Here is a 24,172-nt window from a genome sequence, read left to right as displayed (position 1 = left end):
CGCTCACTCCGCTGCGGTCAGCATGTGCCCGGAGGCGAGGCGCGAGCATTCCGCCATCACGGCGGACGCACGCGCGATTGGGTTGGTCAGGTAGAAGTCCTCGACCAGAGGCTTGAACGGCGCCTTCTCCGGCGAGCCGCCCTTCCCCGCCAGCTTCTTGATCTGGTCGGCGGCGCCGGCCTCGATCTGGTCGAGACGGATCAGATGCGGCACGGCCTTGAAGATCGCCTGACGCAGGGCAGCAAGCGAGTCATAGCCGAGCTTCTTACCGAGCGCTTCCGACAGCGCGCGGATGATCGCCCAGTCCTCGCGGGCTTCGCCCGGCGGGAACGCGGCACGGCCGGTCATCTGCACGCGGCCTTCGGTATTGACGTAGATTGCGGACTTCTCGGTGTAGGCGGCCGCCGGCAGGATCACGTCGGCGCGGTGCGCGCCGCGGTCACCATGGGTACCGATATAGACGACGAAGGTGCCATCCGGCGCCTTGATCTCATCGGCCCCTAACAGGAACAACAGGTCCAGCGTTCCGAACGTCGTCATCTGGGCCGCGTTCAGCCCACCCGCGCTGGCGGAGAAGCCGATGTCGAGCGCGCCGACGCGCGAGGCGGTCTCGTGCAGCACGCCAAAACCGTTCCAACCCTCCTTCACCGCACCGACATCGAGCGCGAGCTTGGCACTTGCGGCAAGGATGGCGGCACCGTCGTGACGCGAGGCCGCGCCCGCGCCGACCAGGATGATCGGGTGCTTGGCGTTCTTCAGCACCTCCATGAAGGAGTGCTTGCCCGCCGCGAGCTCGCCGAGCGTCTCGGTGCCCGCGCCGAGATGGTCATAATCGTAGGTCAGGTCGACCTTGGCGCCGATCACACCGATCTTGAAGCCGCCAGCGCGCCAGCGCTTGCGGATGCGGGCGTTGAACACGGCCGCCTCGTTGCGCGGATTGGCGCCAATGATGAGCAGCGCGTCGGCCTGCTCCACGCCTACCAGCGTCGGGTTGAAGATGTAGGAGCCGCGGCCGAGCGCGGGGTCGAAGGCGTCGCCGCCCTGCACCGCCAGATTGCCCGAGCCATATTTGGCGAGCAGGTCCTTCAGCGCGAACATCTCCTCGACACCGGCGAGGTCACCGGCGATCGCACCGATGCGCTTGCCGTCGGTGCGCGCCGCCTTGGCCGCGATCGCGGCGAAGGCCTCGGGCCAGCTCGCCGCACGCAGCTTGCCGGCTTCGCGGATATAGGGCCGGTCGAGGCGCTGGGTGCGCAGGCCGTCGACGATGTGGCGGGTCTTGTCGGAGATCCATTCCTCGTTCACGGCCTCATTGATGCGCGGCAACACACGCATCACCTCACGGCCGCGCGTGTCGACGCGGATCGCCGATCCCAGGCCATCCATCACGTCGATCGACTGGGTCTTGCCGAGCTCCCAGGGGCGCGCCGCAAACGCATAAGGCTTCGAGGTCAGCGCGCCGACCGGGCAGATATCGACGAGATTGCCCTGCAATTCCGACGTCAGCGCGTGCTCGAGATAGGTCGTGATCTCCATGTCCTCGCCGCGGCCGGTCGCACCCATCTCGGGCGCGCCGGCGACTTCCGCCGAGAAGCGGACGCAGCGCGTGCACTGGATGCAGCGGTTCATCGAGGTCTTGACCAGCGCGCCGAGATATTTGTCCTCGACCGCGCGCTTGTTCTCGGCGAAGCGGCTGGTGTCGACACCGTAGCCCATCGCCTGGTCCTGCAGGTCGCACTCGCCACCCTGGTCGCAGATCGGGCAGTCCAGCGGATGGTTGATGAGAAGGAATTCCATCACGCCTTCGCGCGCCTTCTTCACCATCGGCGAACGCGTGGAGATCTCCGGCGGCTCGCCCTTGGGGCCCGGACGGCAGTCGCGCACGCCCCAGGCGCAGCTTGCGACAGGCTTCGGGCCGCCCTTCACTTCGACGAGGCACATCCGGCAATTGCCGGCGATCGACAGCCGCTCGTGATAGCAGAAGCGCGGAATTTCGGCGCCCGCGGCCTCGCACGCCTGGAGCAGCGTGTACTCGGCGGGCACATCGATCTCTTTGCCGTCGATGATGAGCTTTGTCATTTATCCTACTCCGCCGCGACCATGTTCACGGGATCGCGGACGCCGATATCGTCGATATCGGCCCTGTGCGAATACTGGTCGATGCGCGCTTCGATCTCGTGACGGAAATGGGCGATCAGGCCCTGGATCGGCCAGGCCGCCGCATCGCCGAGCGCGCAGATGGTGTGGCCTTCGACCTGTTTCGTCACTTCAAGCAGCATGTCGATCTCGCGCTTGTGGGCGCGGCCTTCGGCCATGCGGGTGAGCACGCGCCACATCCACCCCGTGCCCTCGCGGCACGGCGTGCACTGTCCGCAGCTCTCATGCTTGTAGAAATAGGAGATGCGGGCGATCGCACGGATCAGGTCGGTCGACTTGTCCATTACGATGACGGCCGCGGTGCCGAGGCCCGAGCGCAGCTTGCTCAAGCTGTCGAAATCCATCGGCGTGTCGATGACCTGCTCGGCCGGCACCATGCGCACGGAGGAGCCGCCCGGGATCACCGCCTTGAGGTTGTCCCAGCCGCCGCGGATGCCACCGCAATGCTTGTCGATCAGTTCACGGAACGGGATGCCCATGGCCTCTTCGACGTTGCAGGGCCGCTCGACATGGCCGGAGATGCAGAAGAGTTTGGTGCCGACATTGTTCGGACGGCCAATGCCGGCGAACCACGCCGCGCCACGGCGCAGGATGTCCGGCGCAACCGCGATGGACTCGACGTTGTTGACGGTGGTCGGGCAGCCGAACAGGCCGACATTGGCCGGGAATGGCGGCTTCAGCCGCGGCTGGCCCTTCTTGCCTTCGAGGCTTTCGAGCAGCGCGGTCTCTTCGCCGCAGATATAGGCGCCGGCGCCGTGGGCGACGTAAAGGTCGAACGGCCAGCCGTTGACGTTGTCCTTGCCGATCAGCTTGGCCTCATAGGCCTGGTCGATCGCGGCCTGAAGGCGCTCGCGCTCGCGGATGAATTCACCGCGGACGTAGATGTAGCAGGCATGCGCGTTCATCGCGAAGCTCGCGATCAGGCAGCCCTCGACCAGGAGATGCGGATCGTGCCGCATGATCTCGCGGTCCTTGCAGGTGCCGGGCTCGGATTCGTCGGCATTGACGACGAGGTAGCTCGGCCGGCCGTCGGTCGATTCCTTCGGCATGAACGACCATTTCAGGCCGGTCGGGAAGCCTGCGCCGCCGCGGCCGCGCAGGCCCGACGCCTTCATCTCGTTGATGATCCAGTCGCGGCCCTTGTCGATGATGGCCTTGGTGCCATCCCAGGCGCCGCGGCGCCGCGCACCCTCGAGCCCCCAATCGTGGAGGCCGTAGAGGTTTTTGAAGATGCGGTCCTTGTCCTCGAGCATATCAGTGCTTTCCGATCAACGATTGGACTGCCTGTAGGCAAGTCCGGCGGCGCAGACGGCAAAGGTCAGCGCCCAGAGCAGACTGGTTTCCAGCGACGCGTTCAGGCTGAAACGCTGCAGCAGGAAAATGAACGTGGCCGCCACGGCGGCGTGCATCGCGATGAAGCCCCACTTCTTCATGGCACCGCTCCCCTGCACTGAAGGTGACGAGAGATCACGCATCAGGTGATCTCCTTCAGCGTGGTCGGCCCGGTGATCGGCGCCGAGAACTGGCGGCCGTTCTGCGGGCCGGGCTTGGGCGGATTGCCCGATGCAAAACCGTCGAGCACCTTGCCAAAGCTCTCCTTGGTCAGGTCCTCATAGGTGTCCTTGCCGATCAGCACCATCGGCGCGTTCACGCAGGCGCCCAGGCACTCCACCTCCTCCCAGCTGAAATTGCCGTCCTTGGACAGATGGAAGGGTTCGTGATGGATGCGGTGCTCGCAGACGTGGATCAGATCCTCGGCGCCGCGCAGGCGGCACGGCGTGGTGCCGCAGACCTGGACGTGGGCCTTCTTGCCGACGGGGGCGAGCTGGAACATCGTGTAGAAGGTCGCAACTTCCAGCACGCGGATATAGGGCATATCGAGCATGTCGGCGATGACGCGGATCGCAGCTTCCGACACCCAACCCTCGTTCTGCTCCTGCGCGCGCCAGAGGATGGCGATGACAGCGGAGGCCTGGCGTCCGGCCGGATATTTCGCGATCTGCTGCCGCGCGAATGCGAGGTTCTCCTCCGTGAACGCAAAGCTCGCGGGCTGGACTTCCTTCGGTGCTAGTCGGCGAACGGACATCTCTTCAATCTCTCACTGCATGCGGCGCGCGGACTTGGCATTCAGATTCTTGGCATTCAGGGCATCGATCCTGTCCTGCCAGAATGCGCTTGCGGTGCCGAAAACGTTGTAGCCGACGTGGGTCGAGACCTTGATGCGGTCGAGGATCGACAGCTCGGTCACGGTCTCCATCCGGTTGCTGCGCGGATCGAACACGATCAGCTTCAGCGGGGTCTGCTCGAGAATGTAGCGCGACACCGCATGAGAGCGGTCGCTGCCGTGCTCCTCGCACATGATGACGCTATCGGCCTGGAGCAGCCGCGCTCCGCCCTTGATCGCCTCGATCTCGACGCCCTCGACGTCGAGCTTGATCAGATACTTGCCGCTGGAGGCAACCTTGCCATCGTCGATCAGGTTGTCGAGCGCGATGACAGGCACCTCCTCGCCGCCCACTGAGGGATCGCCGGCGATGCTGAAGGCTTCATGCTTGGTGCCGGACAAGCGCGCGGTGCCGCGCGATGCACCGATCGCGCATTTCATCGTCTCGAAGCGGCCCTCGTTGATGCGGGCATTGTTGGCGAGCTTCGGATAGTTCTGGCCCGACGGCTCGATCGCGATCGCCTTGTGCGAACCGAACGGCCTGCTCGACACCAGCACCGACCAGTAGCCGTAATTGGCGCCGCAATCGAGCAGCGTGTAGTCGACGTCGACGGAGTCGGAAAACAGCAGCTCGAGCTCGTCTTCGTAATTGTAGGAGCGGTTGAGCAGCTTGCTCCAATAGCCGTCGCCGTAGGGGAACTCGAACACGGCGTCGGGATTGAGCCTGATCGCGATGTTGCGCTTGGGCAGCGTCTTCGCCAGCAAATTGGCGCAGGCGATGTAGCCCATATGCGAGAAGTGCGAGGAGATCTTCGATCCCGTCACCAGCGCCAAGGCAGCCGTCCGCTCCCACAGGTTGGCCCCTTCAAGGGCCCCCGAGGCACGGTCAAACTGGATTGGCGCCTGCGCCATCACCGATCGACCTCTCCGAACACGATGTCGAGCGAGCCGAGGATCGCCGAGACGTCGGCGAGCAGATGGCCGCGGCAGACGTGGTCCATGGCCTGGAGATGGGCAAAGCCCGGCGCGCGGATCTTGCACTTGTAGGGCTTGTTGGTGCCGTCGGAGACCAGGTAGACGCCGAACTCGCCCTTGGGCGCCTCGACCGCGGCGTAGACTTCGCCGGCCGGCACGTGGACGCCCTCGGTGTAGAGCTTGAAGTGGTGGATCAGCGCTTCCATCGAGCGCTTCATCTCGCCACGGCGCGGCGGCGCGACCTTGTTGTCGGCGACGACGACCGGGCCCTTGCCCTCGGGCGCGTTCAGCTTCTGGATGCACTGCTTCATGATGCGCACGGACTGGCGCATCTCTTCCATGCGGATCAGATAGCGGTCGTAGCAGTCGCCGTTCTTGCCGATCGGGATGTCGAAATCCATCTCGGCGTAGCACTCATAAGGCTGCGACTTTCGCAGGTCCCAGGCCGCGCCCGAGCCGCGCACCATCACGCCCGAGAAACCCCACTGCCAGGCCTCCTTGAGCGACACGACGCCGATGTCGACGTTGCGCTGCTTGAAGATGCGGTTGGCGGTGAGCAGACGGTCGAGGTCGTCGACCACCTTCAGGAACGGGTCGCACCAAGCCTCGATGTCGTCGACCAGCTTCTGCGGCAGGTCCTGATGCACGCCGCCGACGCGGAAGAAGGCCGCATGCATGCGGCTGCCCGAAGCGCGCTCGTAGAACACCATCAGCTTCTCGCGCTCTTCGAAACCCCACAGCGGCGGCGTCAGCGCGCCGACGTCCATCGCCTGCGTGGTGACGTTGAGCAGATGCGACAGGATGCGGCCGATCTCGCAATAGAGCACGCGGATGAGCTGGCCGCGGCGCGGCACCTCGATGCCGAGCAGCTTTTCGGCAGCTAAGCAGAAGGCATGCTCCTGGTTCATCGGCGCGACGTAGTCGAGCCGGTCGAAATAGGGAATCGCCTGGAGATAGGTCTTCTGTTCGATCAGCTTTTCGGTGCCGCGGTGAAGCAGGCCGATATGCGGATCGACGCGCTCGACGACTTCGCCGTCGAGCTCCAGCACCAGCCGCAACACGCCGTGCGCCGCCGGATGCTGCGGGCCGAAATTGATGGTGAAGTTACGGAGATTCTGCGGTTGCTCGTTCATGATCAGCTCTTCGGCCCCGCTTTTTCATCCCCCGGCAACGGATAGTCCGCTCCTTCCCATGGCGAGAGGAAATCGAACTTGCGGAACTCCTGGTTGAGCCTGACAGGCTCGTACACCACCCGCTTCTCCTGGTCGTCGTAGCGGACCTCGACGAAACCGGTCAGCGGGAAATCCTTGCGCAGCGGATGGCCCTCGAAACCGTAATCGGTGAGGATGCGGCGCATGTCGGGATGGCCGACGAAGAACACGCCGTAGAGGTCGTAGGCCTCGCGCTCGAACCAATCGGCGCCGGGGAATTCGTCGATCAGCGACGGCACCTGCGTGGTCTCGTCGGCCTGGGCCTTGAGCCGGATCCGCGTGTTCAGCGTCGGGGACAGGAAGTGATAGATCACGTCGAAACGCTTCTCGCGATCCGGATAGTCCACCGCCGTGATGTCGGTGATGTTGACGAAGCGGCAGTTCGGATCGTCGCGCAGGTACTTGACCACCTCGACGATCTTGGCGGCCTCGACGTCCACCGTGAGCTGGTTGAAGGCCACCGAGTGACCGGTAGCGGCGCCCGGAAGCGCGCTAACGATCGTCTGCCCAAGGGCGTCGAGCTTGGCGTCGTCCATGACGTAAAACCTTAGCGTTCGATGGTGCCGGTGCGGCGGATCTTCTTCTGCAGCAGCAGCACGCCGTAGAGCAGCGCTTCCGCCGTAGGCGGGCAGCCCGGCACATAGATGTCGATCGGCACGATGCGGTCGCAGCCGCGCACGACCGAGTAGGAATAATGATAGTAGCCCCCGCCATTGGCGCAGGAGCCCATCGAGATGACGTAGCGCGGCTCGGGCATCTGGTCGTAGACCTTGCGCAGCGCCGGTGCCATCTTGTTGGTCAGGGTGCCCGCGACGATCATGACGTCGGACTGGCGCGGCGAGGCACGCGGCGCGAAGCCGAAGCGCTCGACGTCGTAGCGCGGCATCGAGACCTGCATCATCTCGACCGCGCAGCAGGCGAGACCAAAGGTCATCCACATCAAGGAGCCGGTGCGCGCCCAGGTGATGAGATCATCGGTGGCCGCGACGAAGAAGCCCTTGTCGGACAGTTCGTGCTTGACCTCCAGGAAGAACGGATCATTGGCCCCGACCGGCTTGCCGGTTGACGGATCCAGGATGCCCTTGGGGGCCGGCGCGACGACCGGAGCCAAGGACTGAGTAGGAGGGTTCAATCCCATTCGAGTGCCCCTTTTTTCCATTCATAGGCGAACCCGACCGTCAGCACGGCGAGGAACACCACCATGGACCAGAAGCCGGTCGCGCCAAGCTTGCCGAACGCCACCGCCCACGGAAACAGGAACGCCACCTCGAGGTCGAAGATGATGAAGAGGATGGCGACCAGGTAGAAGCGGACGTCGAACTTCATGCGGGCGTCGTCGAAGGCGTTGAAACCGCACTCATATGCCGACAGTTTTTCCGGGTCCGGCTGCTGGAACGCCACGATGAAGGGCGCGATCAGCAGCACGAGGCCGATGAGGCCCGCGACCCCTATAAAGACAACGAGTGGAAGATAGTTCTCTAGAATGCCGCTCATCGACGAGCCCTTTTTCCCGCAGCCTCGGGACAGCCACGGATTCGTCCGATTTGGAATTATTCTGAGCCTTAGCGCAGTGCACCAATGGGCGCAAGACACGCTCTTTTCAGGCCCTTTGCCGCTCCCAGAACGGTGGAAATCCCGGAATCACCCCGCGCTGGTATGGAGCAGAACAGCTGCCCCAGCAAGGGCGATCCCGATCAGTCCACGCGCGCTCGGCCGTGACGTCCTCGGTTGGGAAGGCGCACTTTATCTAGGCTGGGGCGCAGCAAAGTCCAGACTACAACCAGGACAGGCGCTCCCACCGTCACCCAGGCGACATATTGGCCGGCCTCGCCCCAAAGCAACGCGGCCAGCAAGCCGGTGATGGTGGCGGCCGCCAGCAGGATAGGTGCAGCAAAGACACGTATCCACAGCCGCGAGCGGTCGGGCGAGCCATGCATCACGACGGGACCGGAACTCGTCTGGCGAATGCGTCGGCGCGGGCGGAGGACCGCTTCCGCCGCCGCGCCAGCCAGAGATAGAGGCCGCTGCCGATCACGACGATCGTGAGCACGTCGAGCGCGGCCCAGATCACCTTGAGCGGCATGCCGCCGTAGTCGCCGAAATGCAGCGGCTGCGAGATCAAGAGCGCCTGCAGATAGAGCGGCAGCGCCCGGCTGTCGGCGACCTCCCCGCTTTCGCCGTCCAGCAGGACAGGCTTGAGCAGCCGCGCCGTCAGCGCCGTATCGCCCCGCATGAAGGCAGCGAAATGATGCGAGGACGTGAACGGCGTGCCCGGAAACGCGATGAAGGCGATCTCCATGCCGGGAGCCGCCCGCTTCGCGCGCGCGACGACATCATCGAGTGAGGCCAGATGCGCTGGCGGCGGCTTGCCGGCATAGGGTGCGACCATGCTGGCGAGCTCGGTCGCCTTCCACTGGTTCAGCATCAGCTCGGCCCAGGTGTTGACGACGCCGGTCAGCCCGACCACCAGCGCCCAGGCCACCGTCACCACGCCGATCAGGTTGTGCCAGTCGAGCCAGCGCACGCGACGGGAGGCATGATCGCGGATGGTGGCAAAGCGCAGGCGGCGGGTGAACGGCCAATACAGCACCACGCCCGAGACGATGGCGACGGCGAACAAGAACCCCATCGCACCGAGGAACAGTTTTCCGGCCTGGCCGGCGAACATGTCGGTGTGCAGCTTGAGCACGATCAGCATCGGCCCGACCCCGACAGGCCCGAGCAGCTTGGCCGAGACGGCGTCGAACGCTCGTACCGTCGCATTGTCGGGAACCCCGTCAGGAGCGCTGTTGGTGAAGGCCATCACGATCCCGGGCTCGTCCTTGTCCCAGGAGATATATTGCATCACCCGGCCGGGATCGGCGGCGAGCGCGGCCTCGGCGACGGCTTGCGGCGTCGCGCGCGCCGCGCCCGCATGAGCTTCGGGCTGGGGGGCGTAGCCCAGGAGCTCATCGATCTCGTGGTGGAACACCAGCGGCAGGCCGGTGAGGCAGAGCAGCAGCAGGAACACGGTCGAGATCAGGCTGGTCCAGGTGTGAACCACGGACCAGAGCCTGACCGTGCGCGCCCTCACGACAGCCTCTCCTCGCCTGCGCTTACCATTTGTAGGACACGCTGGCGGTCACGCGCCGGCGGTCGCCGTAGAAGCAGGACGTGGCCGACGCGCAGCTCGCGACGTACATCTTGTCGGTCACGTTGATCACGTTGAGCGCCGTCCGCCAGTTTTGCCATTCGTAGTGAACCGCGAGATCGCCGAGCACCACTGCGGGAACCTCGAGAGTGTTGGCCGCATCGGCCCAGGAGGAGCCGACGTAGCGCACGCCGCCGCCGAAACCAAATCCTTCCAGCGGTCCGTCCTTGAAGGTGTAGTCGGCCCAGCCCGAGACCAGGAGCTCAGGCGTGTTGGTCGGCGTCTTGCCGACCAGCGCCGGATCGAGATCCTTGCTGTTGAAGAGATGATAGGCCGTGAAGGAGCCGATCAGCTTCAGCTCCCGTGTGGCATTGGCCACCGCTTCGAGCTCGATGCCGCGCGAGGTCACCTCGCCGGTCTGGTTTTGCAACACGGGTACGCTGCCCGGCAATGTCGTCGCGACATTCTGCCGGACCAGATCGAAAGCCGAGACCGTGAAATAGCCATCGAAGCCTTTTGGCGCGACCTTCACGCCGATTTCGGCCTGCTTGCCGGTCTCCGGCAGAAACAGCTGGTTCTGGGCGTTGAGGCCGATGATCGGATTGTAGCTCGTCGAATAGGAGACGTAGGGCGCGATGCCATTGTCGAAATTGTAGATCAGCCCGGCGCGGCCGCTGAACCTGCTGTCGTCGCGGCTAGCGACTAGAGCGCCGGTGTCGCGCGCTTCCTGCGTCGTCTCGACCCAGTCATTGCGGCCACTCAGCACCAGCGTGAAGTTGCCGAGCTTCATCTGGTCCTGAAGATAAGTGCCGGCCTGCTTCTGCGTGATCAGGAAGTTCCGGAACGGAGCGCTCGGTAATGGAACCTCGGCCGATCCATAGACGGGATTGAAGACGTTGATCGCGGGCACGCCGAACCCGAAGGCCTGATAGTCGTCGATCTGGTAGCCCCTCAGGTCGACCCCGAACAGCATCGTATGCCTGACCGGGCCGGTGTCGAAGCGGTACTCAAGCTGGTTGTCGAGATTGGCCTGATTGGCCGTGTTCTTCGCATACCAATTGTACCGATTGAGAGTGGCCGTGTTGATGTCGGCCCAACCGTTGCCGACATAGCCGCGGTAGGTGATGTCGACATGTGCAAAGCGGGCGTTCTGACGGAACGTCAGGTCGTCGGTGAGATTGCGCTCGAACTGGTAGCCGAGCATCTCCTGCTCGCGCGTGAACTTGTCGACGCTGGGATCGCCGACGAAGAAGCTGGTGGGGATCTTGCCGAACGATGCGCTGGTCACCGTGCCCTGGTAAGGCAGGAAGTTGATGCCGCGGGTGTCCTGCTTCGAGGCCGAGGCCAGCACCGTCAAGGTCGTTTCGGCATCCGGCTTCCAGGTGACTGACGGCGCGATGAAGTAGTTGTTGTCGGGCGTGAAGTTGACCTGCGTGGGGCCGTTCTGAACCTGGCCGACCACGCGTGCGAACAGCTTGCCGTTCTCGGGGCTCGTCGCGACCGGTCCGCCAAAATCGAAGCCGACATAGGCATTGCCGAAATTGTTGACCCCGGTCTCGACGTAACGGATCGGCTCGGCCGGCGGCATCTTGCTGATGACGTTGACGATGCCGCTCGGGCTCGATCCACCATACAGCACCGCCGACGGACCGCGCAGCACCTCGACGCGCTCCATGTTGGGCGTCTGCAGCTTCCAGCTCGCATAGGACGTGTAGAACAGCTGCATGCCGTCGAGGAACAGTCCGATGTCCTCGGACTTGAAGCCGCGGATCAGCCACCAGTCGTTGCGGGTATCTGTGCCAAACGTTCCGGCGCGCACGCCGGCGGTGTAGCGCAGCACCTCGTCGAGCTTGTTCGGCTTCTGGTCGCGGATCTGCTCGGCACCGATCACCGACACCGACTGCGGCGTCTCCATGATCGGCGTGTTGGTCTTGGTGCCGGACGAGCTGCGGCCGGCGACGTAGCCGTTCACCGGACCGCGCGGCGTCTCGACGAAGCCGACATTGCGCTGCGGCTGCGGCTTGTTCCTGTTGGCGGTCTGCTCCGACGACCGCGGCGCACGACGCTGAGGGGTCGCCGCTGCGCGGCGGCGCGCCTCCGGCGCCGTGACCGTCACCGACGGAATGTTCTGCGCGCCACTCTGCGCGGAAGATTGTGCGAGCGATGCCTGCGGCATCAAGACCCAAGCGGATGCGGTCGCCCACACGGCCGACCGCAGCATTCCAAGACTGTTCAACGCGCCACCCCAAGCTGCATGTTTTGATGCGTCATGCCGCCAGTCCCCGCGGCGACATGCGCTGCGGTGACGCTTATGTGAGGGCGCGCGAATTGCCTAATTGAAAACTTCTTAGAAGAATTCTTAGAAGCGCTCCAATATTTCCAGAGATTGCCGAGACATCAGCGCGAATTCTTCTCGCTCTCGAGCATCTCGGCGGCGATCGCCGTGAGCTGATCGACCTGCCGCAGCAGCGTGTGGAACTCGGCTTCGCTCAAATGTTGCAGCAGGCGCCGATTGCGTTCCTGCGCGCCATCGACGATCGCATCATGCGCGGCGAGGCCCGTCGCAGTCAGCGAGATCAGCACCTCGCGGCTGTCCTTCGGGTTTGCCGTTTTCGCGATCAGCTTGCGCGACAAGAGGTTTGCCAGCGCACGGCTGATCTGTCCCTTGTCTTGGCCGACGGCCTCGGCGAGGCGCGCCACGCTCATGGGCGGCCGCCGCCCAAGCGAGGCGACAAGACCGAACTCGACCGAGTTCAGTCCTGTGAGACGCTTGTAGCGCAGGATGGCGCCGCGCTTGAGCAGGTTGGCGAGCACCATCAGCCGCGACGACAGCATCGCGGTGACCGGCGCCGCCGGCGCGCTCTCGTCCGTTTCGGACGACGTCGACCCGCCCCTGCTCTCCGTCTCGCTCATGATTCCACCTCTGCCAAGAAAGCCGGGGCGTGCCAAGCCCGGGTCACGGCGGCCTCCCCGACTTGATCCGTCCAAGAGGCATTCGGATGCGCCCACTGACAGTCGACGTGTTCAACGACGCGCTCAAGGGCAGCTATGGCGCGGACGTTGTGCGCTACTCCTGCTCTCGGCCGCGCTCACCACCACGGCGTCCTGCTGATATCGGCCGGGCCGCCGCTTGAGACCGGCCTTCCCTGGCCCGCCCGCAGAAACCTGCCTGATGGCGAGATGAAACCATTTTGCGGAACCCGCGAAACCATCCGGAAACAGAGAGTGCCTAGAAGAAGAGCCCATAGACGGCGGCAAAGCCCGTCGGGAGGCTCAGATGAACTACTCAATTCACTCTGCTGATCGTGCGACCCACCTCAAGATCGTGGTGGTGGCGCTGGTGGCCGGCATTGCGGTGGCCGGCTTCGGGATCGCGGCCCGCCCCCATGCCGATTACGCCCAGACCGCCCAGTCCACCCACGTGATGAAGGCCGGCAAGCCAGTGGTGGTGACCAGCGCGGGCACGTCGGAGATTCGCTGAGACGAAAGGTCCGATTTGATGCCAAACGGCCGCCCTCGGGCGGCCTTTTTGATGTCCAGCGACAGGTAAAGACAAGCCGCCAAACCATTGATTTTATGAGATCGAGGGGTGTATTCCGCCATGAAATGGCGCGAGAGACGGGGCTCGAACCCGCGACCTCCGGCGTGACAGGCCGGCGCTCTAACCAACTGAGCTACTCCCGCGTGACACGCAAATGTCTGCGGAACGAGGGGGGACTTAAAGGCCGGACTTGGTGAAGTCAAGGACGTTGCGTCGTTAGCCGCAACGCCCGCATTTCCTACCAAGCACCGCGTGCAGACAATGCTTAACAGGCCGCGCAGACGCGTAGTCAGTCCATTCCCGAATCGTCTACGCCTCGCGGAACCTCCGGAGTTCCCAGACCATCTTCCTAGAGGACTCCGGCCAGAATCGAGGAGGCAGACATGGCGAAGAAAGCAGCCGCTCCCGCCACCATCACACTCAAGCACCTCGCCGCTGACATCGCGGAGAGCCAGGACCTGTCGAAAAAGCGCGCCGAAGCCGTCCTGACCGACATGGTCGACCTGATCACCAAGCACCTGAAGAAGGGCGACCGCGTCCGGATCGTCGGTCTCGGCATCCTGCAGGTCCGCAAGCGCGCCGCCCGAACCGGCCGCAATCCTGCCACCGGCGAGCCGATCCACATCAAGGCCAGCTGGAAGGTCGCATTCCGCCCGGTCAAGGAACTGAAAGAGGCGATCTAGCAATTACTTTTCCTTAAGCCCGATCCGACCTCGTTCCGGCCGCAACGCGGCCCGCTTTTCTGGTATATCGCCTTGCTCATCTGACCCGGCGGTTTGACCAGAAATGTCCTCCCTCACCTTTTCGCATACCGTGACCGAGCGCTTCCTGCGCTACGTCACCATCGACACCCAGTCCGATCCGGATTCCCCGGCCTCGCCCTCGACCGAGAAGCAGAAGGATCTCGGCCGCGTGCTCGCCGCCGAGCTGAAGGCCATGGGCGTTGAGGATGCGCATCTCGACGACTACGGCTATGTCTATGGAACGATCCCCGCCAACACACCTAAGAAGGTGCCGGTGATCTGCTTCTGCTCGCACATGGACACCTCGCCCGACGTCACCGGCAAGGACGTCAAGCCGCAGGTGGTGACGAACTATCGCGGCGGCGACATCGTGCTGCCTCGCGACACCAGCCAGGTGATCCGATTCGCCGAGCACCCTGCGCTGAAGAGCCAGATCGGCAACGACATCATCACGACCGACGGCACCACGCTGCTGGGGGCCGACAACAAGGCCGGCGTTGCCGAGATCATGGATGCCGCGCATTTCTTCATCAACAATCCCGATGTGAAGCACGGCACCATCAAGATCCTGTTCACCCCGGATGAAGAGATCGGCCGCGGCGTCGACAACGTCGATTTGAAGAAGCTCGGAGCCGATTTCGCTTACACCATGGACGGCGAGAGCGCCGGCTGCGTCGAGGACGAGACGTTCTCGGCCGATGGGGCCACCATCACCATCAACGGCGTCAGCGCCCATCCCGGCTATGCCAAGGGCAAGATGGAGCACGCGATCAAGATCGCAGCCGCCATCGTCGAGCGCCTGCCCAAGGAAGGTTGCTCGCCGGAGACGACCTCGGGCAAGCAGGGCTTTCTGCACCCGGTCGGCATCGAGGGCGCGCTGGAACAGGCGACGCTCTCCTTCATCGTCCGCGACTTCACCGAGGAAGGGCTGAAGGAAAAGGAGGTCCTGCTCGAGACCATCGTCAAGGACGTGATGAAGGATTATCCGCGCTCGACCTACACGTTCGAGGTGCGCGAGCAGTACCGCAACATGAAGCAGGTGATCGACCGTCACCCGCACGTGCTCGAATACGCCATCGAGGCAATCCGCCGCGCCGGCCTGCGCCCGATGCGCACCGCGATCCGCGGCGGCACAGACGGCTCGCGCCTGTCCTTCATGGGTCTGCCCTGCCCCAACATCTTCGCCGGCGAGCACGCGTTTCATTCGCGGCTGGAATGGGTCAGCCGGCAGGACATGGAGAAGGCGGTGCAGACTATCGTCCACCTTGCGATGATCTGGGAAGAGCGGGCGTAAGGCCACCGCGACAGGACGCGGGGCCAGCACGGCCCCGCGAGACAGATACGATGTCCGAGGAGTCGCATGAGCTTCTATCAGGACAGGATCTTGCCTTGGCTGACGCAGCTCGCCATGCGCCAAGCCCAGCTCGTGCCTTATCGTACCCGGGTCGCATCCGCCGCAACGGGGCGCGTCCTTGAGCTCGGCATTGGTCCTGGGCTCAATCTCGGATTCTACGGGCCGAGCGTGACGCAAATCATCGGCATTGATCCATCACCCAAGCTGCTGGAGGTCGCGCGCAACGCCGGTCGGCAGCATGCGAGCCGGCTCGATCTGATCGAAGGCTCCGCGGAAGCCATTCCGCTGGAGAGTTCGAGCGTGGACACCGTCGTGACGACGTGGACGATGTGCAGCATCCCCAACGTCAATCGCGCGCTCTCGGAGGCTCGACGTATCCTGAAGCCGGGCGGACAGCTTCTGTTCGTCGAGCATGGCCGCGCGCCCGAGCCCAGCGTGCAATGGTGGCAGGATCGTTTGACCCCGCCCTGGAAGGTCATCGCGGGCGGCTGCCATCTCAACCGCGCCATCGCAGACCTGATCCGCACCAACGGCTTCGCCGTCCAAGATCTCAATGTCGGCTATATGCGGGGACCAAAGCCGATGACGTTCATGTATGAAGGTCGAGCCCTCCCGCGTTCGTAATGACCGCAGTTGCCGCGCCCGCGATGCCGACGTCGGCGGGAACAAACATTCGCGAGTTTTGCGGCGCGTCACATGTCCTATGTTAACGACGTCCATTACGCGATGCATCAAAGATGCGGTCGGGGCGGAAAACTCGGGAGAGCCGCGTGGACCGCAGAACCGCTTGCCTGAAGCAGGCAGACGCATTTCGGGAAAAGGCCATCGCCGATCCGGCGCACCATGACGAATGGATCGACGAGGCCATCAAGTGGTTGGAGCGGGCAATGGAGGCGAGCCGCCGCGTCGCGGTCACGATCGAAGCCAAAGAAGATTGGCTCCTTCAAGATGCGGCAGCTGAAGCGTTGTTGTCGCAACGCCCCGAGCGCAGTGCCTGATCGCACGCTCCTCCAAAAATTCAGAATTTGCTTAACGCGAATTATATTGCCCCACGCGCAAGATGCCGCCGCGTCCGCCTCTGGCCAAATCGTGATGTCGGGCCGGTTTACAGGTTCCGTCGTGCCATGCGACAATGAGGCATGCACCTGAATAGGTTCGCCAAGGCTGTCGTGATGCTGCTCGTGGCGGTCGGGCTCCTGCTCGCACCGCTGGCGACGCCGGCATCTGCCATGGCGGTATCGGGTGCAGGAAGCAGCATGACGGCGATGTCGGACGACACGCAAGGCATGTCCGAAGACATGCCCTGCTGCCCGGATCAGACCAAGAGCAAGACCTGCGATTCCTGTCCGCTCGTCGCGGTGTGCATGCTGGGCCTGTCGCTCTCCACTCCTTCCGGAGCGAGCACGGTGATCGAGCGGCAGCCGCAGAAGAGCGCGCTCGCGCCGGGCAATGACCGCCTGCGCGACGGCCTCGCGGCAAAACCTCCCGACCATCCTCCTCGAACCCGGGCCTGATCGGCGCTGACGCGCCTGATGATCGTGCGCGCCGACATCGGCGTGCGCGCCATTGCCTGCCGCTTGGCTGCATGTCGGCTTGCCGCGAGCAGCTCCGGCGGCTCCATCAGACCCATCGAGGAACTATAAATTATGACGACCACCAAGCTCGCGCGCGCCGCCATCGCCGCGCTGATCGGCGCTGCGTTCACGGGGAGCGCGCACGCCGAAATCAAGAACTACGAATTCCAGCTGGCTCAACCGACCATCAAGACCGGGGCCGATCGCATCGTGACCGTGCGGCTGGTCGACAAGACCAGCGGCAAGGCGATACCCGATGCGGTGATCTTCGCCAGCCGGCTCGACATGGCGCCTGACGGCATGCAGGAGATGGTCACCAAGGTCACGCCGATGCCGGGCACCGAACCCGGGACCTATCGTTTCAAGGCCAATTTCAGCATGGCCGGACGCTGGCAACTCTCGCTCGGCGCCAAGGTGCAGGGTGAGACCGGCACGGTCGAAAGCAAGCTCGTCGTCACGGCCGAGAAATGACCCGCCTCGCCATTGCAGGCACTGCCGCTGCGATTTTCGCGGCGGCAGGTGTCGCGCTGATTGGCGGCCGCGCCATGCAGCCTCAGTCGGATTCAAGCTCGCTGACTTTCGCCGCGCATGCGGCTGACGCGGGCACACCGATCTATTTCCGGGATCCGGACGGCCGGCCGTTCTACTCCCTCACCCCGAAGAAGACCGCCGACGGCCGCGACTATCGCGCCGTGCGGGCGAACGAGGACATCGCCTTCGAGGAAGCTGACGAAGCGCCCGCCGTCATGGCAACCGACGCCAAGGGCGATCGCAAGATCAAATATTACCGCCACCCGATGGGCCTGCCGGACACCTCGCCGGTGCCGAAGAAGGACTCGATGGGGATGGATTACATCCCCGTCTACGAAGGCGAGGACAGCGACGACGGGTCGGTGAAACTGTCGCCCGGCAAGATCCAGCGCAGCGGCGTCAAATCCGAACCGGCCGAGCTGCGCCGGATCAGAACGCTGGTGCGTGCGCCCGGCACGATTCAGCTCGATGAACGCCGGGTCTCGGTGGTCGCGATGCGCGCCGACAGTTTTGTGCAGAAGGTCGCCGACGTCACCACCGGCACCCGCGTGACCAGGGGCCAGCCGCTGATGGAGATCTACAGCCCCGCCGTCTCGTCAGCGGCCGCCGAATATCTCGCGACGATCACCTCGAAGACGACGGCGGGTATCGAGCCCTATGGCCGCGGCTCCCGGCAGCGCCTGATCAATCTCGACGTCCCCGAACCCGTCATCGCCGAAATGGAGAAGAACCACGCCCTGCCAATCGCCATTCAGTGGTCGTCGCCGCGCGACGGCATCGTGCTCCAGCGCAACGCCATCGAGGGCATGCGCGCCCAGCCCGGCGACGTGTTGTTCCGCATCGCCGACATCTCGCAGGTCTGGGCGACGGTGGACGTGGCCGAGCGCGATCTCGGCAATGTCGCTGTCGGCCAGCCCGTGATGGTGCGGGCCCGCAGCTATCCCGGCCGCGACTTCAAGGGCCTGATCAGCGTGATCTATCCGCAGGTGAACAAGGAGACGCGCACGGCGCGGGTGCGAATTGAGCTGGCGAATGCCGACCTCGCTTTGCTCCCCGACATGTATGTCGATGCCGAGATCGACACTGGCACGCCGGTGCCGGTGCTCAGCGTCGCCGAGAGCGCGCTGCTGGACACCGGCAGCCGGCAGGCCGTGCTGGTCGACAAGGGCCAGGGGCGTTTCGAGCCGCGCGAGGTCAAGCCCGGACGGCGCGGCGACGGCTATGTCGAAATCCGCGACGGCCTTGCCGAGGGCGACGCCGTCGTCACCTCCGCCAACTTCCTGATCGACGCCGAGAGCAATCTGAAGGCCGCGCTGAAAGGTTTCGCCGAGACCGGCACGGCGCAAGGCGGCGACAAGGCGATGGGAGCCAAGCCATGATCGCGCGCCTCATCGCATGGTCGGCACGCAACCTGCTGCTGGTGCTGTTCGGCACCGGCTTTGCGGCTGCCGCCGGAATCTACGCCCTCGTCCATCTGCCGCTGGACGCCATTCCTGATCTCTCCGACACCCAGGTCATCGTCTACACCGAATATCAGGGACAGGCGCCACAGGTGATCGAGGACCAGGTCACCTATCCCCTCACCACGGCGATGCTGACGGTGCCGAAATCGAAGGTGGTGCGCGGGTTCTCGTTCTTCGGCGTCTCCTTCGTCTACGTCATCTTCGAGGACGGCACGGACATCTACTGGGCGCGCTCGCGCGTGCTCGAATTCCTCAACGGCGCGGCATCACGGCTGCCGGCCGGCGTGACGCCGACGATCGGCCCGGACGCCACCGGCGTCGGCTGGGTCTACCAATACGCCATCATGTCGAAGGAGCTGAACCTCGCGGAGACCAGGACGATCCAGGACTGGAACCTGAAATTCGCCCTGGCCAAGGCCGAAGGCGTTGCGGAGGTTGCCGGCGTCGGCGGCTTCGTCAAGCAGTACAATGTCATCCTCGACCCGCAGCGCATGCGCGACCTCGGCATCACCATGCAGAAGATGCGCGAGGCGATCCGTGCCAGCAATGCCGATGTCGGCGGCCGCACCGTCGAGCTGTCCGAGTTCGAATATGTCATCCGCGGCAAGGGCTATCTCAGGAGCATCGAGGATCTCGGCAACATCGTGCTGAAGACCAGCGACGGCACTCCGGTCAAGCTGCGCGACGTCGCCCGCATCGAGCTCGGTCCCGACGAGCGGCGCGGCATCGCCGAGCTCAATGGCGAGGGCGAGGTCGCGAGCGGCATCGTGCTCCAACGTTTTGGCGTGAACGCGCTCGACGTGATCGAGAACGTCAAGAAGCGCTTCAGGGAGATCGCGACAAGCCTGCCGAAATCGGTCGAGATCATTCCGGTCTATGACCGCTCGAACCTGATCTACGCGGCGATCGATACGCTGAAGCATACGCTGGTCGAGGAGAGCATCGTCGTCGCCCTCGTCTGCATCGTGTTCCTGTTGCATGTCCGCAGCGCGCTGGTCGCGATCCTGATGCTTCCCGTGGGCGTTCTCATGGCCTTTGGCGCCATGAAGCTGCTCGGGATCGGCTCCAACATCATGAGTCTCGGCGGCATTGCGATCGCAATCGGCGCCATGATCGACGCCGCCATCGTCATGATCGAGAACGCCCACAAGCATCTCGAACGCGCCGATCCCGGCCGATCGCGGGTCAAGATCCTGATCGAGGCCGCCGCGGAAGTCGGCCCTGCCCTGTTCTTCAGCCTCCTCATCATCACCGTGTCGTTCATGCCGATCTTCACGCTGGAGTCTCAGGAAGGACGGCTGTTCAGCCCGCTCGCCTTCACCAAGACCTTTGCGATGGCGGCAGCGGCACTGCTGTCGGTGACATTGGTCCCGGCGCTGATGGTGATCTTCGTCCGCGGCAAGATCATTCCCGAGCACAAGAATCCGATCAACCGCTTCCTGATCTGGATCTACCGCCCGGTGATCTCTGGCGTGCTGCGCGCCAAGATCCCGGTGATCCTGCTCGCGCTCGGCGTGCTCGCCGTTTCGGTCTGGCCGGCCGGGCGGCTCGGCACCGAGTTCATGCCGAACCTCAACGAAGGCACCCTGCTCTACATGCCGACGACGCTGCCCGGCATTTCCGTGACCAAGGCCGCCGAGCTGATGCAGATCCAGGACCGCATCATCCGCTCCTTCCCGGAGGTTGCCTCGGTCTACGGCAAGGCCGGCCGCGCCGCGACTGCAACTGACCCTGCACCGTCGGAGATGTTCGAGACCATCGTCAATCTGAAGCCGACGACCGAGTGGCGCGCCGGCGTGACCGTCGACAGCCTGATCGCCGAGATGGACAAGGCATTGCAATTTCCTGGCGTCTCCAACGCCTGGACCATGCCGATCAAGGCTCGTATCGACATGCTCTCAACCGGCATCCGAACGCCCGTCGGCGTCAAGGTCATCGGCACCGATCTCGCCGGAATCGACAAGCTTGCAAAGCAGGTCGAGCAGGTGCTCAAGGCGGTCCCAGGCACCTCCTCGGCCTATGCCGAGCGCGGCCTCGGTGGTTACTACCTCGAGATCACGCCGAACCGCGAGGCGCTGTCGCGCTACGGCATCATGATACAGGACGTGCAGGACACGATCGCGACCGCACTCGGCGGCCAGACCGTGACGACGACGGTGGAGGGACGTCAGCGCTTCACCGTCAATATGCGCTACCCGCGCGACTTGCGCGACAATCCGAAGGCGATCAGCAGCGACATCCTAGTGCCTATGCCATCAGGCGGCGCCGTCCCTCTCGGTGAGGTCGCAAGCGTGACGCCGGCACGCGGGCCGACCTCGATCCGAACCGAAAACGGCCAGCTTGCCACCTACATCTATGTCGACATTCGCGACCGCGACCTCGGCGGCTACGTCGCCGATGCGCAGCACGCCGTTCAGGCAAGCATCGAATTCCCGCCCGGCTACTATCTGGTCTGGAGCGGGCAGTACGAATATCTCGAACGCGCCACCGCGCGGCTCAAGATCGTGGTGCCGGTGACGCTGCTAATCATCTTCCTCCTGCTCTATCTCAACTTCCGCTCGGTCACCGAGACCATGATCGTCATGCTCTCGCTGCCCTTCGCTCTGGTCGGCGGCCTCTGGCTGATGTGGTGGCTCGGGTTCAACCTGTCGGTCGCCGTCGCCGTCGGGTTCATCGCACTGGCGGGCGTGGCAGCCGAAACCGGCGTCGTGATGCTGATCTATCTCAACCACGCGCTCGCCGAGACCAAGGCGCGCTGCGTGCTCGCGGGCCGCCCGCTGACCCGCGAGGATCTCTATGCTGCCATCATGGAGGGCGCCGTCGAGCGCGTCCGCCCGAAGATGATGACGGTGGTCGCGATCATGGCCGGCCTGCTGCCGATCATGTGGAGCACCGGCACCGGCTCGGAGATCATGCAGCGCATCGCCGTGCCCATGATCGGAGGCATGATCTCCTCGACGTTGCTGACGCTGATCGTGATCCCCGCGATCTTCGGCATCGTGAAGGGCTTGCATTTGCCTTCTGCGGGCAAGCCACAACCTCCGAGAAAACCGAAAGCGATCGTTGCAAAGTCGCGAATCCAGGAGCCAGCCGAATGAGGTGAGCCATGATGCAGGACATGATGTCGGGAATGATGGGCGGCATGGAGCTGATCGCGGTTCTAGTCGTTGTCGTGCTCGCGCTGGGGGCGGCAGCGCTGGTCAAGTATCTCTTCTTCTCAAATCGGGGAGATTGAACATGGATCGCCTTCTCTTCGTGGCATTCGCGGCCGTCCTCGTCTCCTCGCCGGCCGGCGCGCAGCAGGACAGCGTGGCTCGGGGCGAACGCAATTTTCGCGTCTGCGCGGCATGTCACTCGCTCGAGCCCGACCGCAACATGACGGGGCCGAGTCTTGCAAATCTCTGGGGGAGGAAGGCCGCCAGCTTGCCGAGTTTCGACCGCTACTCCGACGCGCTGAAAGCTTCGGGAATCATCTGGGACGACCGCTCGCTGGACGCCTGGTTGACCGATCCTGCGCGCATGGTGCCGCACAACGAGATGCCGTTCGAGGGGATCGATGACTCACGCGTTCGCGCGGATCTGTTGGCATTCCTTAAGGAGGCCACCAAGCCGGGGGCCGCGCCGGAGCGAACGGCCGAAAACCGCATGAATGGGGGCGGCATGATGGGAGGGATGATGGGTAGCGGCCGCGCCCCCAATCTGAAGAATCTGAATCCCGCGCAGCGCGTCACCGGCATGACCCACTGTCGGGACACCTACCGGGTGACAACTGCCGACGGCAAGACGCGCCCCTTCTGGGAGCGCAATCTGCGTCTGAAGACGGATTCCAGCGAAGACGGACCGCAGAGCGGCGCGCCCGCTATCGTGTCGGCCGGCATGATGGGTGACCGGGCGGACGTGATTTTCGCCGCCCCGAACGAAATCTCCAAAACGATAGAAGATCACTGCTGAGGTCTTGGCTGGTCTCGACCACGAATTACACCCTACAGACAGTCTAACATTGGAAGGACATCCCCCATGAAGTTCATCGCTGCGACAGTCATTTTCCTTGTCTCGGCATCCCTGTGGGCGCAGACGCCTTATGCAGGGATGCAGCTCCGCCAGATAAAAGCGCTCTCGGATCAGGAGATCGCAGACCTGCGCGCGGGGCGCGGTATGGGATTGGCGCTCGCTGCCGAGATCAACGGCTATCCGGGACCTTCCCACGTTCTTGAGCTTGGGGACCGATTGGGGTTGACCTCCGAGCAGCGGGGCAAGGTGCAGGAGATGTTTGCCGCCATGAAGTCCGAAGCGATCCCTCTCGGGACCCGGCTGATCAACAAGGAAGCCGAGTTAGACCAGCAATTCGCCAGCGGAAGCGTAACCCCCGAAAGCCTCAGAGCGGCAACGGCCGCAATCTCGGTCATTCAGGGCGAGCTCCGAGACGCGCATCTCAAGTACCATCTGCTCACGCGGGCCGTTCTCGATAAGGCTCAATTGGATAAATACGCCGCGTTGCGCGGCTACACGGGTGGCGCATCGATGCACCGCCACCAACACGAGAAATAACGAACCCGAGGAGCCTATCAGACGTTGCTATCCGGCGGCGCGACTTGCGGCATCGCGTTCTAGGCCGGAGCAACCTTCAGCTCAATTCGGGAGTGCCGTACCACGACAACCGCTCCCTGAAGCGCGAGGCCGGCCATGATTGCGGCCACGATGATATCGGGCCAGCCCGTGCCGGTCCCGAACACGCCGAGGGCGGCCAACAGCACGGCGATGTTTCCAAGCACGTCATTGCGGGTGCATATCCAGGCCGAGCGCATGTTGGAGTCGCCCTTGCGATGGGCCCACAACAGCCCGAAGGAGGCGACGTTCGCGGCAAGCGCCGCGACACCAACCGCCCCCATGGTGAAAGCGCTCGGCAGCGTGCCATGGGCTGCGTGCCAGACCACCGTGCCGACGACCCAAAGGCCAAGGGCGCCCATCGTCAGCCCCTTCGCCAGGGCCGCGGTAGCGCGATAGCGCAGCGTCATGCCGACCACCAGAAGGCTGATGGCGTAGTTCGCGGCGTCTCCGAGAAAATCGAGCGCGTCAGCCTGGAGCGACGCCGATCCGGCAGCAAGGCCCGCGCCGATCTCGGCGAGGAACATGACGGCATTGACGGCGAGCACCGCCCATAGCACGCGACGATACGCCTTGTTGTCGCGATGACGATCGAGATTGAGCGGCGGCGGTGAGCAGCATGCATCAGCCATGCTCACAAGATAGAGCGGTTGCACGCGCCGGACAATCACGGCGGGGCCCGCCCCCGCGACATCAAGTTCCCCACACGTAACACTGTTGCGGG

At 64.1% G+C, this 24,172-nt stretch carries 25 protein-coding genes and 1 tRNA gene; 12 read left to right on the top strand and 14 right to left on the bottom strand.

From position 1 onward, the window contains the following. Positions 1-3 precede the first annotated feature (3 nt). From nuoG to ACNJX8_RS19875, 12 genes are all read right to left on the bottom strand, one after another. Positions 4-2,079, bottom strand: a complete 2,076-nt coding sequence (gene nuoG / locus ACNJX8_RS19930; RefSeq protein ID WP_439361743.1) for an NADH-quinone oxidoreductase subunit NuoG — start codon at positions 2,077-2,079, stop codon at positions 4-6. A gap of 5 nt (positions 2,080-2,084) precedes the next feature. After that, positions 2,085-3,410: an NADH-quinone oxidoreductase subunit NuoF gene (gene nuoF, locus ACNJX8_RS19925; protein ID WP_439361742.1), complete on the bottom strand. Its 1,326-nt coding sequence runs from the start codon at positions 3,408-3,410 to the stop codon at positions 2,085-2,087. A gap of 15 nt (positions 3,411-3,425) precedes the next feature. Continuing rightward, positions 3,426-3,632 carry a hypothetical protein gene (locus tag ACNJX8_RS19920; protein WP_128933445.1) on the bottom strand — a complete coding sequence of 69 codons (207 nt, stop codon included), beginning with the start codon at positions 3,630-3,632 and terminating at the stop codon, positions 3,426-3,428. After that, the gene (nuoE, locus tag ACNJX8_RS19915; RefSeq protein ID WP_091885987.1) at positions 3,632-4,243 is read right to left on the bottom strand and encodes an NADH-quinone oxidoreductase subunit NuoE; all 612 of its coding nucleotides are present in this window, start codon (positions 4,241-4,243) and stop codon (positions 3,632-3,634) included. Before nuoE ends, ACNJX8_RS19920 begins: the two co-directional genes overlap by 1 nt. 12 nt (positions 4,244-4,255) lie before the next feature. Then, a complete protein-coding gene (locus tag ACNJX8_RS19910) occupies positions 4,256-5,233 on the bottom strand; it encodes an FkbM family methyltransferase (RefSeq protein WP_164935040.1) in 978 nt (325 codons plus the stop codon). Next, entirely contained in the window at positions 5,233-6,429 is a 1,197-nt protein-coding gene (locus tag ACNJX8_RS19905; protein WP_128946169.1) for an NADH-quinone oxidoreductase subunit D, read from the bottom strand. The genes ACNJX8_RS19910 and ACNJX8_RS19905 overlap by 1 nt, the downstream gene beginning before the upstream one ends. Before the next feature lie 2 nt (positions 6,430-6,431). Then, positions 6,432-7,043, bottom strand: coding sequence for an NADH-quinone oxidoreductase subunit C (locus tag ACNJX8_RS19900; protein ID WP_091885996.1), 612 nt, complete (start codon positions 7,041-7,043; stop codon positions 6,432-6,434). A gap of 11 nt (positions 7,044-7,054) precedes the next feature. Then, complete coding sequence (locus ACNJX8_RS19895; RefSeq protein ID WP_164935041.1) at positions 7,055-7,645, bottom strand: NuoB/complex I 20 kDa subunit family protein; 591 nt, start codon at positions 7,643-7,645, stop codon at positions 7,055-7,057. Beyond that, positions 7,636-8,001 carry an NADH-quinone oxidoreductase subunit A gene (locus ACNJX8_RS19890; protein WP_091886001.1) on the bottom strand — a complete coding sequence of 122 codons (366 nt, stop codon included), beginning with the start codon at positions 7,999-8,001 and terminating at the stop codon, positions 7,636-7,638. Before ACNJX8_RS19890 ends, ACNJX8_RS19895 begins: the two co-directional genes overlap by 10 nt. Before the next feature lie 442 nt (positions 8,002-8,443). After that, positions 8,444-9,580, bottom strand: coding sequence for a PepSY-associated TM helix domain-containing protein (locus ACNJX8_RS19885; protein WP_439361741.1), 1,137 nt, complete (start codon positions 9,578-9,580; stop codon positions 8,444-8,446). A 22-nt stretch (positions 9,581-9,602) separates the two neighbouring features. After that, entirely contained in the window at positions 9,603-11,858 is a 2,256-nt protein-coding gene (locus ACNJX8_RS19880) for a TonB-dependent siderophore receptor (protein WP_439361740.1), read from the bottom strand. Positions 11,859-12,034: 176 nt separating this feature from the next. After that, entirely contained in the window at positions 12,035-12,550 is a 516-nt protein-coding gene (locus ACNJX8_RS19875; protein ID WP_128933439.1) for a MarR family winged helix-turn-helix transcriptional regulator, read from the bottom strand. Positions 12,551-12,914: 364 nt separating this feature from the next. Between ACNJX8_RS19875 and ACNJX8_RS19870 the strand changes: the two genes are divergently transcribed. Next, positions 12,915-13,118, top strand: a complete 204-nt coding sequence (locus ACNJX8_RS19870) for a hypothetical protein (protein ID WP_439361739.1) — start codon at positions 12,915-12,917, stop codon at positions 13,116-13,118. A gap of 126 nt (positions 13,119-13,244) precedes the next feature. Here the strand turns inward: ACNJX8_RS19870 and ACNJX8_RS19865 are convergent. Continuing rightward, positions 13,245-13,321: transfer RNA gene (locus ACNJX8_RS19865), tRNA-Asp, on the bottom strand. A 240-nt stretch (positions 13,322-13,561) separates the two neighbouring features. On the opposite strand from ACNJX8_RS19865, the gene ACNJX8_RS19860 reads away from it, so the two are divergent. From ACNJX8_RS19860 to ACNJX8_RS19810, 11 genes are all read left to right on the top strand, one after another. Continuing rightward, positions 13,562-13,861: an HU family DNA-binding protein gene (locus tag ACNJX8_RS19860; protein WP_128933437.1), complete on the top strand. Its 300-nt coding sequence runs from the start codon at positions 13,562-13,564 to the stop codon at positions 13,859-13,861. A 103-nt stretch (positions 13,862-13,964) separates the two neighbouring features. Then, positions 13,965-15,215 carry a peptidase T gene (pepT, locus tag ACNJX8_RS19855; protein WP_128933436.1) on the top strand — a complete coding sequence of 417 codons (1,251 nt, stop codon included), beginning with the start codon at positions 13,965-13,967 and terminating at the stop codon, positions 15,213-15,215. Positions 15,216-15,281: 66 nt separating this feature from the next. After that, positions 15,282-15,899: a class I SAM-dependent methyltransferase gene (locus ACNJX8_RS19850; protein WP_091886025.1), complete on the top strand. Its 618-nt coding sequence runs from the start codon at positions 15,282-15,284 to the stop codon at positions 15,897-15,899. Positions 15,900-16,045: 146 nt separating this feature from the next. After that, on the top strand, positions 16,046-16,273 hold the full coding sequence (locus tag ACNJX8_RS19845; RefSeq protein ID WP_128933435.1) for a hypothetical protein: 228 nt from the start codon (positions 16,046-16,048) through the stop codon (positions 16,271-16,273). A gap of 141 nt (positions 16,274-16,414) precedes the next feature. Then, positions 16,415-16,789 (top strand): hypothetical protein, encoded by a 375-nt coding sequence (locus ACNJX8_RS19840; RefSeq protein ID WP_128933434.1) that lies wholly within the window; start codon positions 16,415-16,417, stop codon positions 16,787-16,789. A gap of 132 nt (positions 16,790-16,921) precedes the next feature. Then, positions 16,922-17,320 carry a FixH family protein gene (locus tag ACNJX8_RS19835; RefSeq protein WP_128933433.1) on the top strand — a complete coding sequence of 133 codons (399 nt, stop codon included), beginning with the start codon at positions 16,922-16,924 and terminating at the stop codon, positions 17,318-17,320. Next, positions 17,317-18,759, top strand: a complete 1,443-nt coding sequence (locus ACNJX8_RS19830; RefSeq protein WP_439361738.1) for an efflux RND transporter periplasmic adaptor subunit — start codon at positions 17,317-17,319, stop codon at positions 18,757-18,759. Before ACNJX8_RS19835 ends, ACNJX8_RS19830 begins: the two co-directional genes overlap by 4 nt. After that, positions 18,756-21,941 (top strand): efflux RND transporter permease subunit, encoded by a 3,186-nt coding sequence (locus tag ACNJX8_RS19825; protein ID WP_439361737.1) that lies wholly within the window; start codon positions 18,756-18,758, stop codon positions 21,939-21,941. Before ACNJX8_RS19830 ends, ACNJX8_RS19825 begins: the two co-directional genes overlap by 4 nt. Positions 21,942-21,949: 8 nt before the next feature. Further along, positions 21,950-22,078 carry a hypothetical protein gene (locus tag ACNJX8_RS19820; protein WP_256477617.1) on the top strand — a complete coding sequence of 43 codons (129 nt, stop codon included), beginning with the start codon at positions 21,950-21,952 and terminating at the stop codon, positions 22,076-22,078. A 2-nt stretch (positions 22,079-22,080) separates the two neighbouring features. Beyond that, positions 22,081-22,794 carry a c-type cytochrome gene (locus ACNJX8_RS19815; protein WP_128937376.1) on the top strand — a complete coding sequence of 238 codons (714 nt, stop codon included), beginning with the start codon at positions 22,081-22,083 and terminating at the stop codon, positions 22,792-22,794. A 66-nt stretch (positions 22,795-22,860) separates the two neighbouring features. Further along, the gene (locus ACNJX8_RS19810; protein ID WP_128946177.1) at positions 22,861-23,391 is read left to right on the top strand and encodes a Spy/CpxP family protein refolding chaperone; all 531 of its coding nucleotides are present in this window, start codon (positions 22,861-22,863) and stop codon (positions 23,389-23,391) included. Between the two features lie 59 nt (positions 23,392-23,450). Here the strand turns inward: ACNJX8_RS19810 and ACNJX8_RS19805 are convergent, their stop codons facing one another. Next, the gene (locus ACNJX8_RS19805; RefSeq protein ID WP_439361736.1) at positions 23,451-24,080 is read right to left on the bottom strand and encodes a cation transporter; all 630 of its coding nucleotides are present in this window, start codon (positions 24,078-24,080) and stop codon (positions 23,451-23,453) included. Positions 24,081-24,172: the final 92 nt, after the last annotated feature.

Origin of the sequence: Bradyrhizobium sp. SPXBL-04 (assembly GCF_051853035.1) — a bacterium.
Classification (GTDB): Bacteria; Pseudomonadota; Alphaproteobacteria; order Rhizobiales; family Xanthobacteraceae; genus Bradyrhizobium; species Bradyrhizobium zhanjiangense.
Note: the sequence above shows the minus strand (reverse complement) of the source record. Positions and strands in the feature narration are given on the sequence as shown.

Excerpts from the sequence above, each read along its gene's own strand:
- nuoG (WP_439361743.1), bottom strand. The coding sequence starts at position 2,079 with ATGACAAAGCTCATCATCGACGGCAAAGAGATCGATGTGCCCGCCGAG.
- nuoF (WP_439361742.1), bottom strand. The coding sequence starts at position 3,410 with ATGCTCGAGGACAAGGACCGCATCTTCAAAAACCTCTACGGCCTCCAC.
- ACNJX8_RS19920 (WP_128933445.1), bottom strand. The coding sequence starts at position 3,632 with ATGCGTGATCTCTCGTCACCTTCAGTGCAGGGGAGCGGTGCCATGAAG.
- nuoE (WP_091885987.1), bottom strand. The coding sequence starts at position 4,243 with ATGTCCGTTCGCCGACTAGCACCGAAGGAAGTCCAGCCCGCGAGCTTT.
- ACNJX8_RS19910 (WP_164935040.1), bottom strand. The coding sequence starts at position 5,233 with ATGGCGCAGGCGCCAATCCAGTTTGACCGTGCCTCGGGGGCCCTTGAA.
- ACNJX8_RS19905 (WP_128946169.1), bottom strand. The coding sequence starts at position 6,429 with ATGAACGAGCAACCGCAGAATCTCCGTAACTTCACCATCAATTTCGGC.
- ACNJX8_RS19900 (WP_091885996.1), bottom strand. The coding sequence starts at position 7,043 with ATGGACGACGCCAAGCTCGACGCCCTTGGGCAGACGATCGTTAGCGCG.
- ACNJX8_RS19895 (WP_164935041.1), bottom strand. The coding sequence starts at position 7,645 with ATGGGATTGAACCCTCCTACTCAGTCCTTGGCTCCGGTCGTCGCGCCG.
- ACNJX8_RS19890 (WP_091886001.1), bottom strand. The coding sequence starts at position 8,001 with ATGAGCGGCATTCTAGAGAACTATCTTCCACTCGTTGTCTTTATAGGG.
- ACNJX8_RS19880 (WP_439361740.1), bottom strand. The coding sequence starts at position 11,858 with ATGCTGCGGTCGGCCGTGTGGGCGACCGCATCCGCTTGGGTCTTGATG.
- ACNJX8_RS19875 (WP_128933439.1), bottom strand. The coding sequence starts at position 12,550 with ATGAGCGAGACGGAGAGCAGGGGCGGGTCGACGTCGTCCGAAACGGAC.
- ACNJX8_RS19870 (WP_439361739.1), top strand. The coding sequence starts at position 12,915 with ATGAACTACTCAATTCACTCTGCTGATCGTGCGACCCACCTCAAGATC.
- ACNJX8_RS19860 (WP_128933437.1), top strand. The coding sequence starts at position 13,562 with ATGGCGAAGAAAGCAGCCGCTCCCGCCACCATCACACTCAAGCACCTC.
- pepT (WP_128933436.1), top strand. The coding sequence starts at position 13,965 with ATGTCCTCCCTCACCTTTTCGCATACCGTGACCGAGCGCTTCCTGCGC.
- ACNJX8_RS19850 (WP_091886025.1), top strand. The coding sequence starts at position 15,282 with ATGAGCTTCTATCAGGACAGGATCTTGCCTTGGCTGACGCAGCTCGCC.
- ACNJX8_RS19840 (WP_128933434.1), top strand. The coding sequence starts at position 16,415 with ATGCACCTGAATAGGTTCGCCAAGGCTGTCGTGATGCTGCTCGTGGCG.
- ACNJX8_RS19835 (WP_128933433.1), top strand. The coding sequence starts at position 16,922 with ATGACGACCACCAAGCTCGCGCGCGCCGCCATCGCCGCGCTGATCGGC.
- ACNJX8_RS19830 (WP_439361738.1), top strand. The coding sequence starts at position 17,317 with ATGACCCGCCTCGCCATTGCAGGCACTGCCGCTGCGATTTTCGCGGCG.
- ACNJX8_RS19825 (WP_439361737.1), top strand. The coding sequence starts at position 18,756 with ATGATCGCGCGCCTCATCGCATGGTCGGCACGCAACCTGCTGCTGGTG.
- ACNJX8_RS19820 (WP_256477617.1), top strand. The coding sequence starts at position 21,950 with ATGATGCAGGACATGATGTCGGGAATGATGGGCGGCATGGAGCTGATC.
- ACNJX8_RS19815 (WP_128937376.1), top strand. The coding sequence starts at position 22,081 with ATGGATCGCCTTCTCTTCGTGGCATTCGCGGCCGTCCTCGTCTCCTCG.
- ACNJX8_RS19810 (WP_128946177.1), top strand. The coding sequence starts at position 22,861 with ATGAAGTTCATCGCTGCGACAGTCATTTTCCTTGTCTCGGCATCCCTG.
- ACNJX8_RS19805 (WP_439361736.1), bottom strand. The coding sequence starts at position 24,080 with ATGGCTGATGCATGCTGCTCACCGCCGCCGCTCAATCTCGATCGTCAT.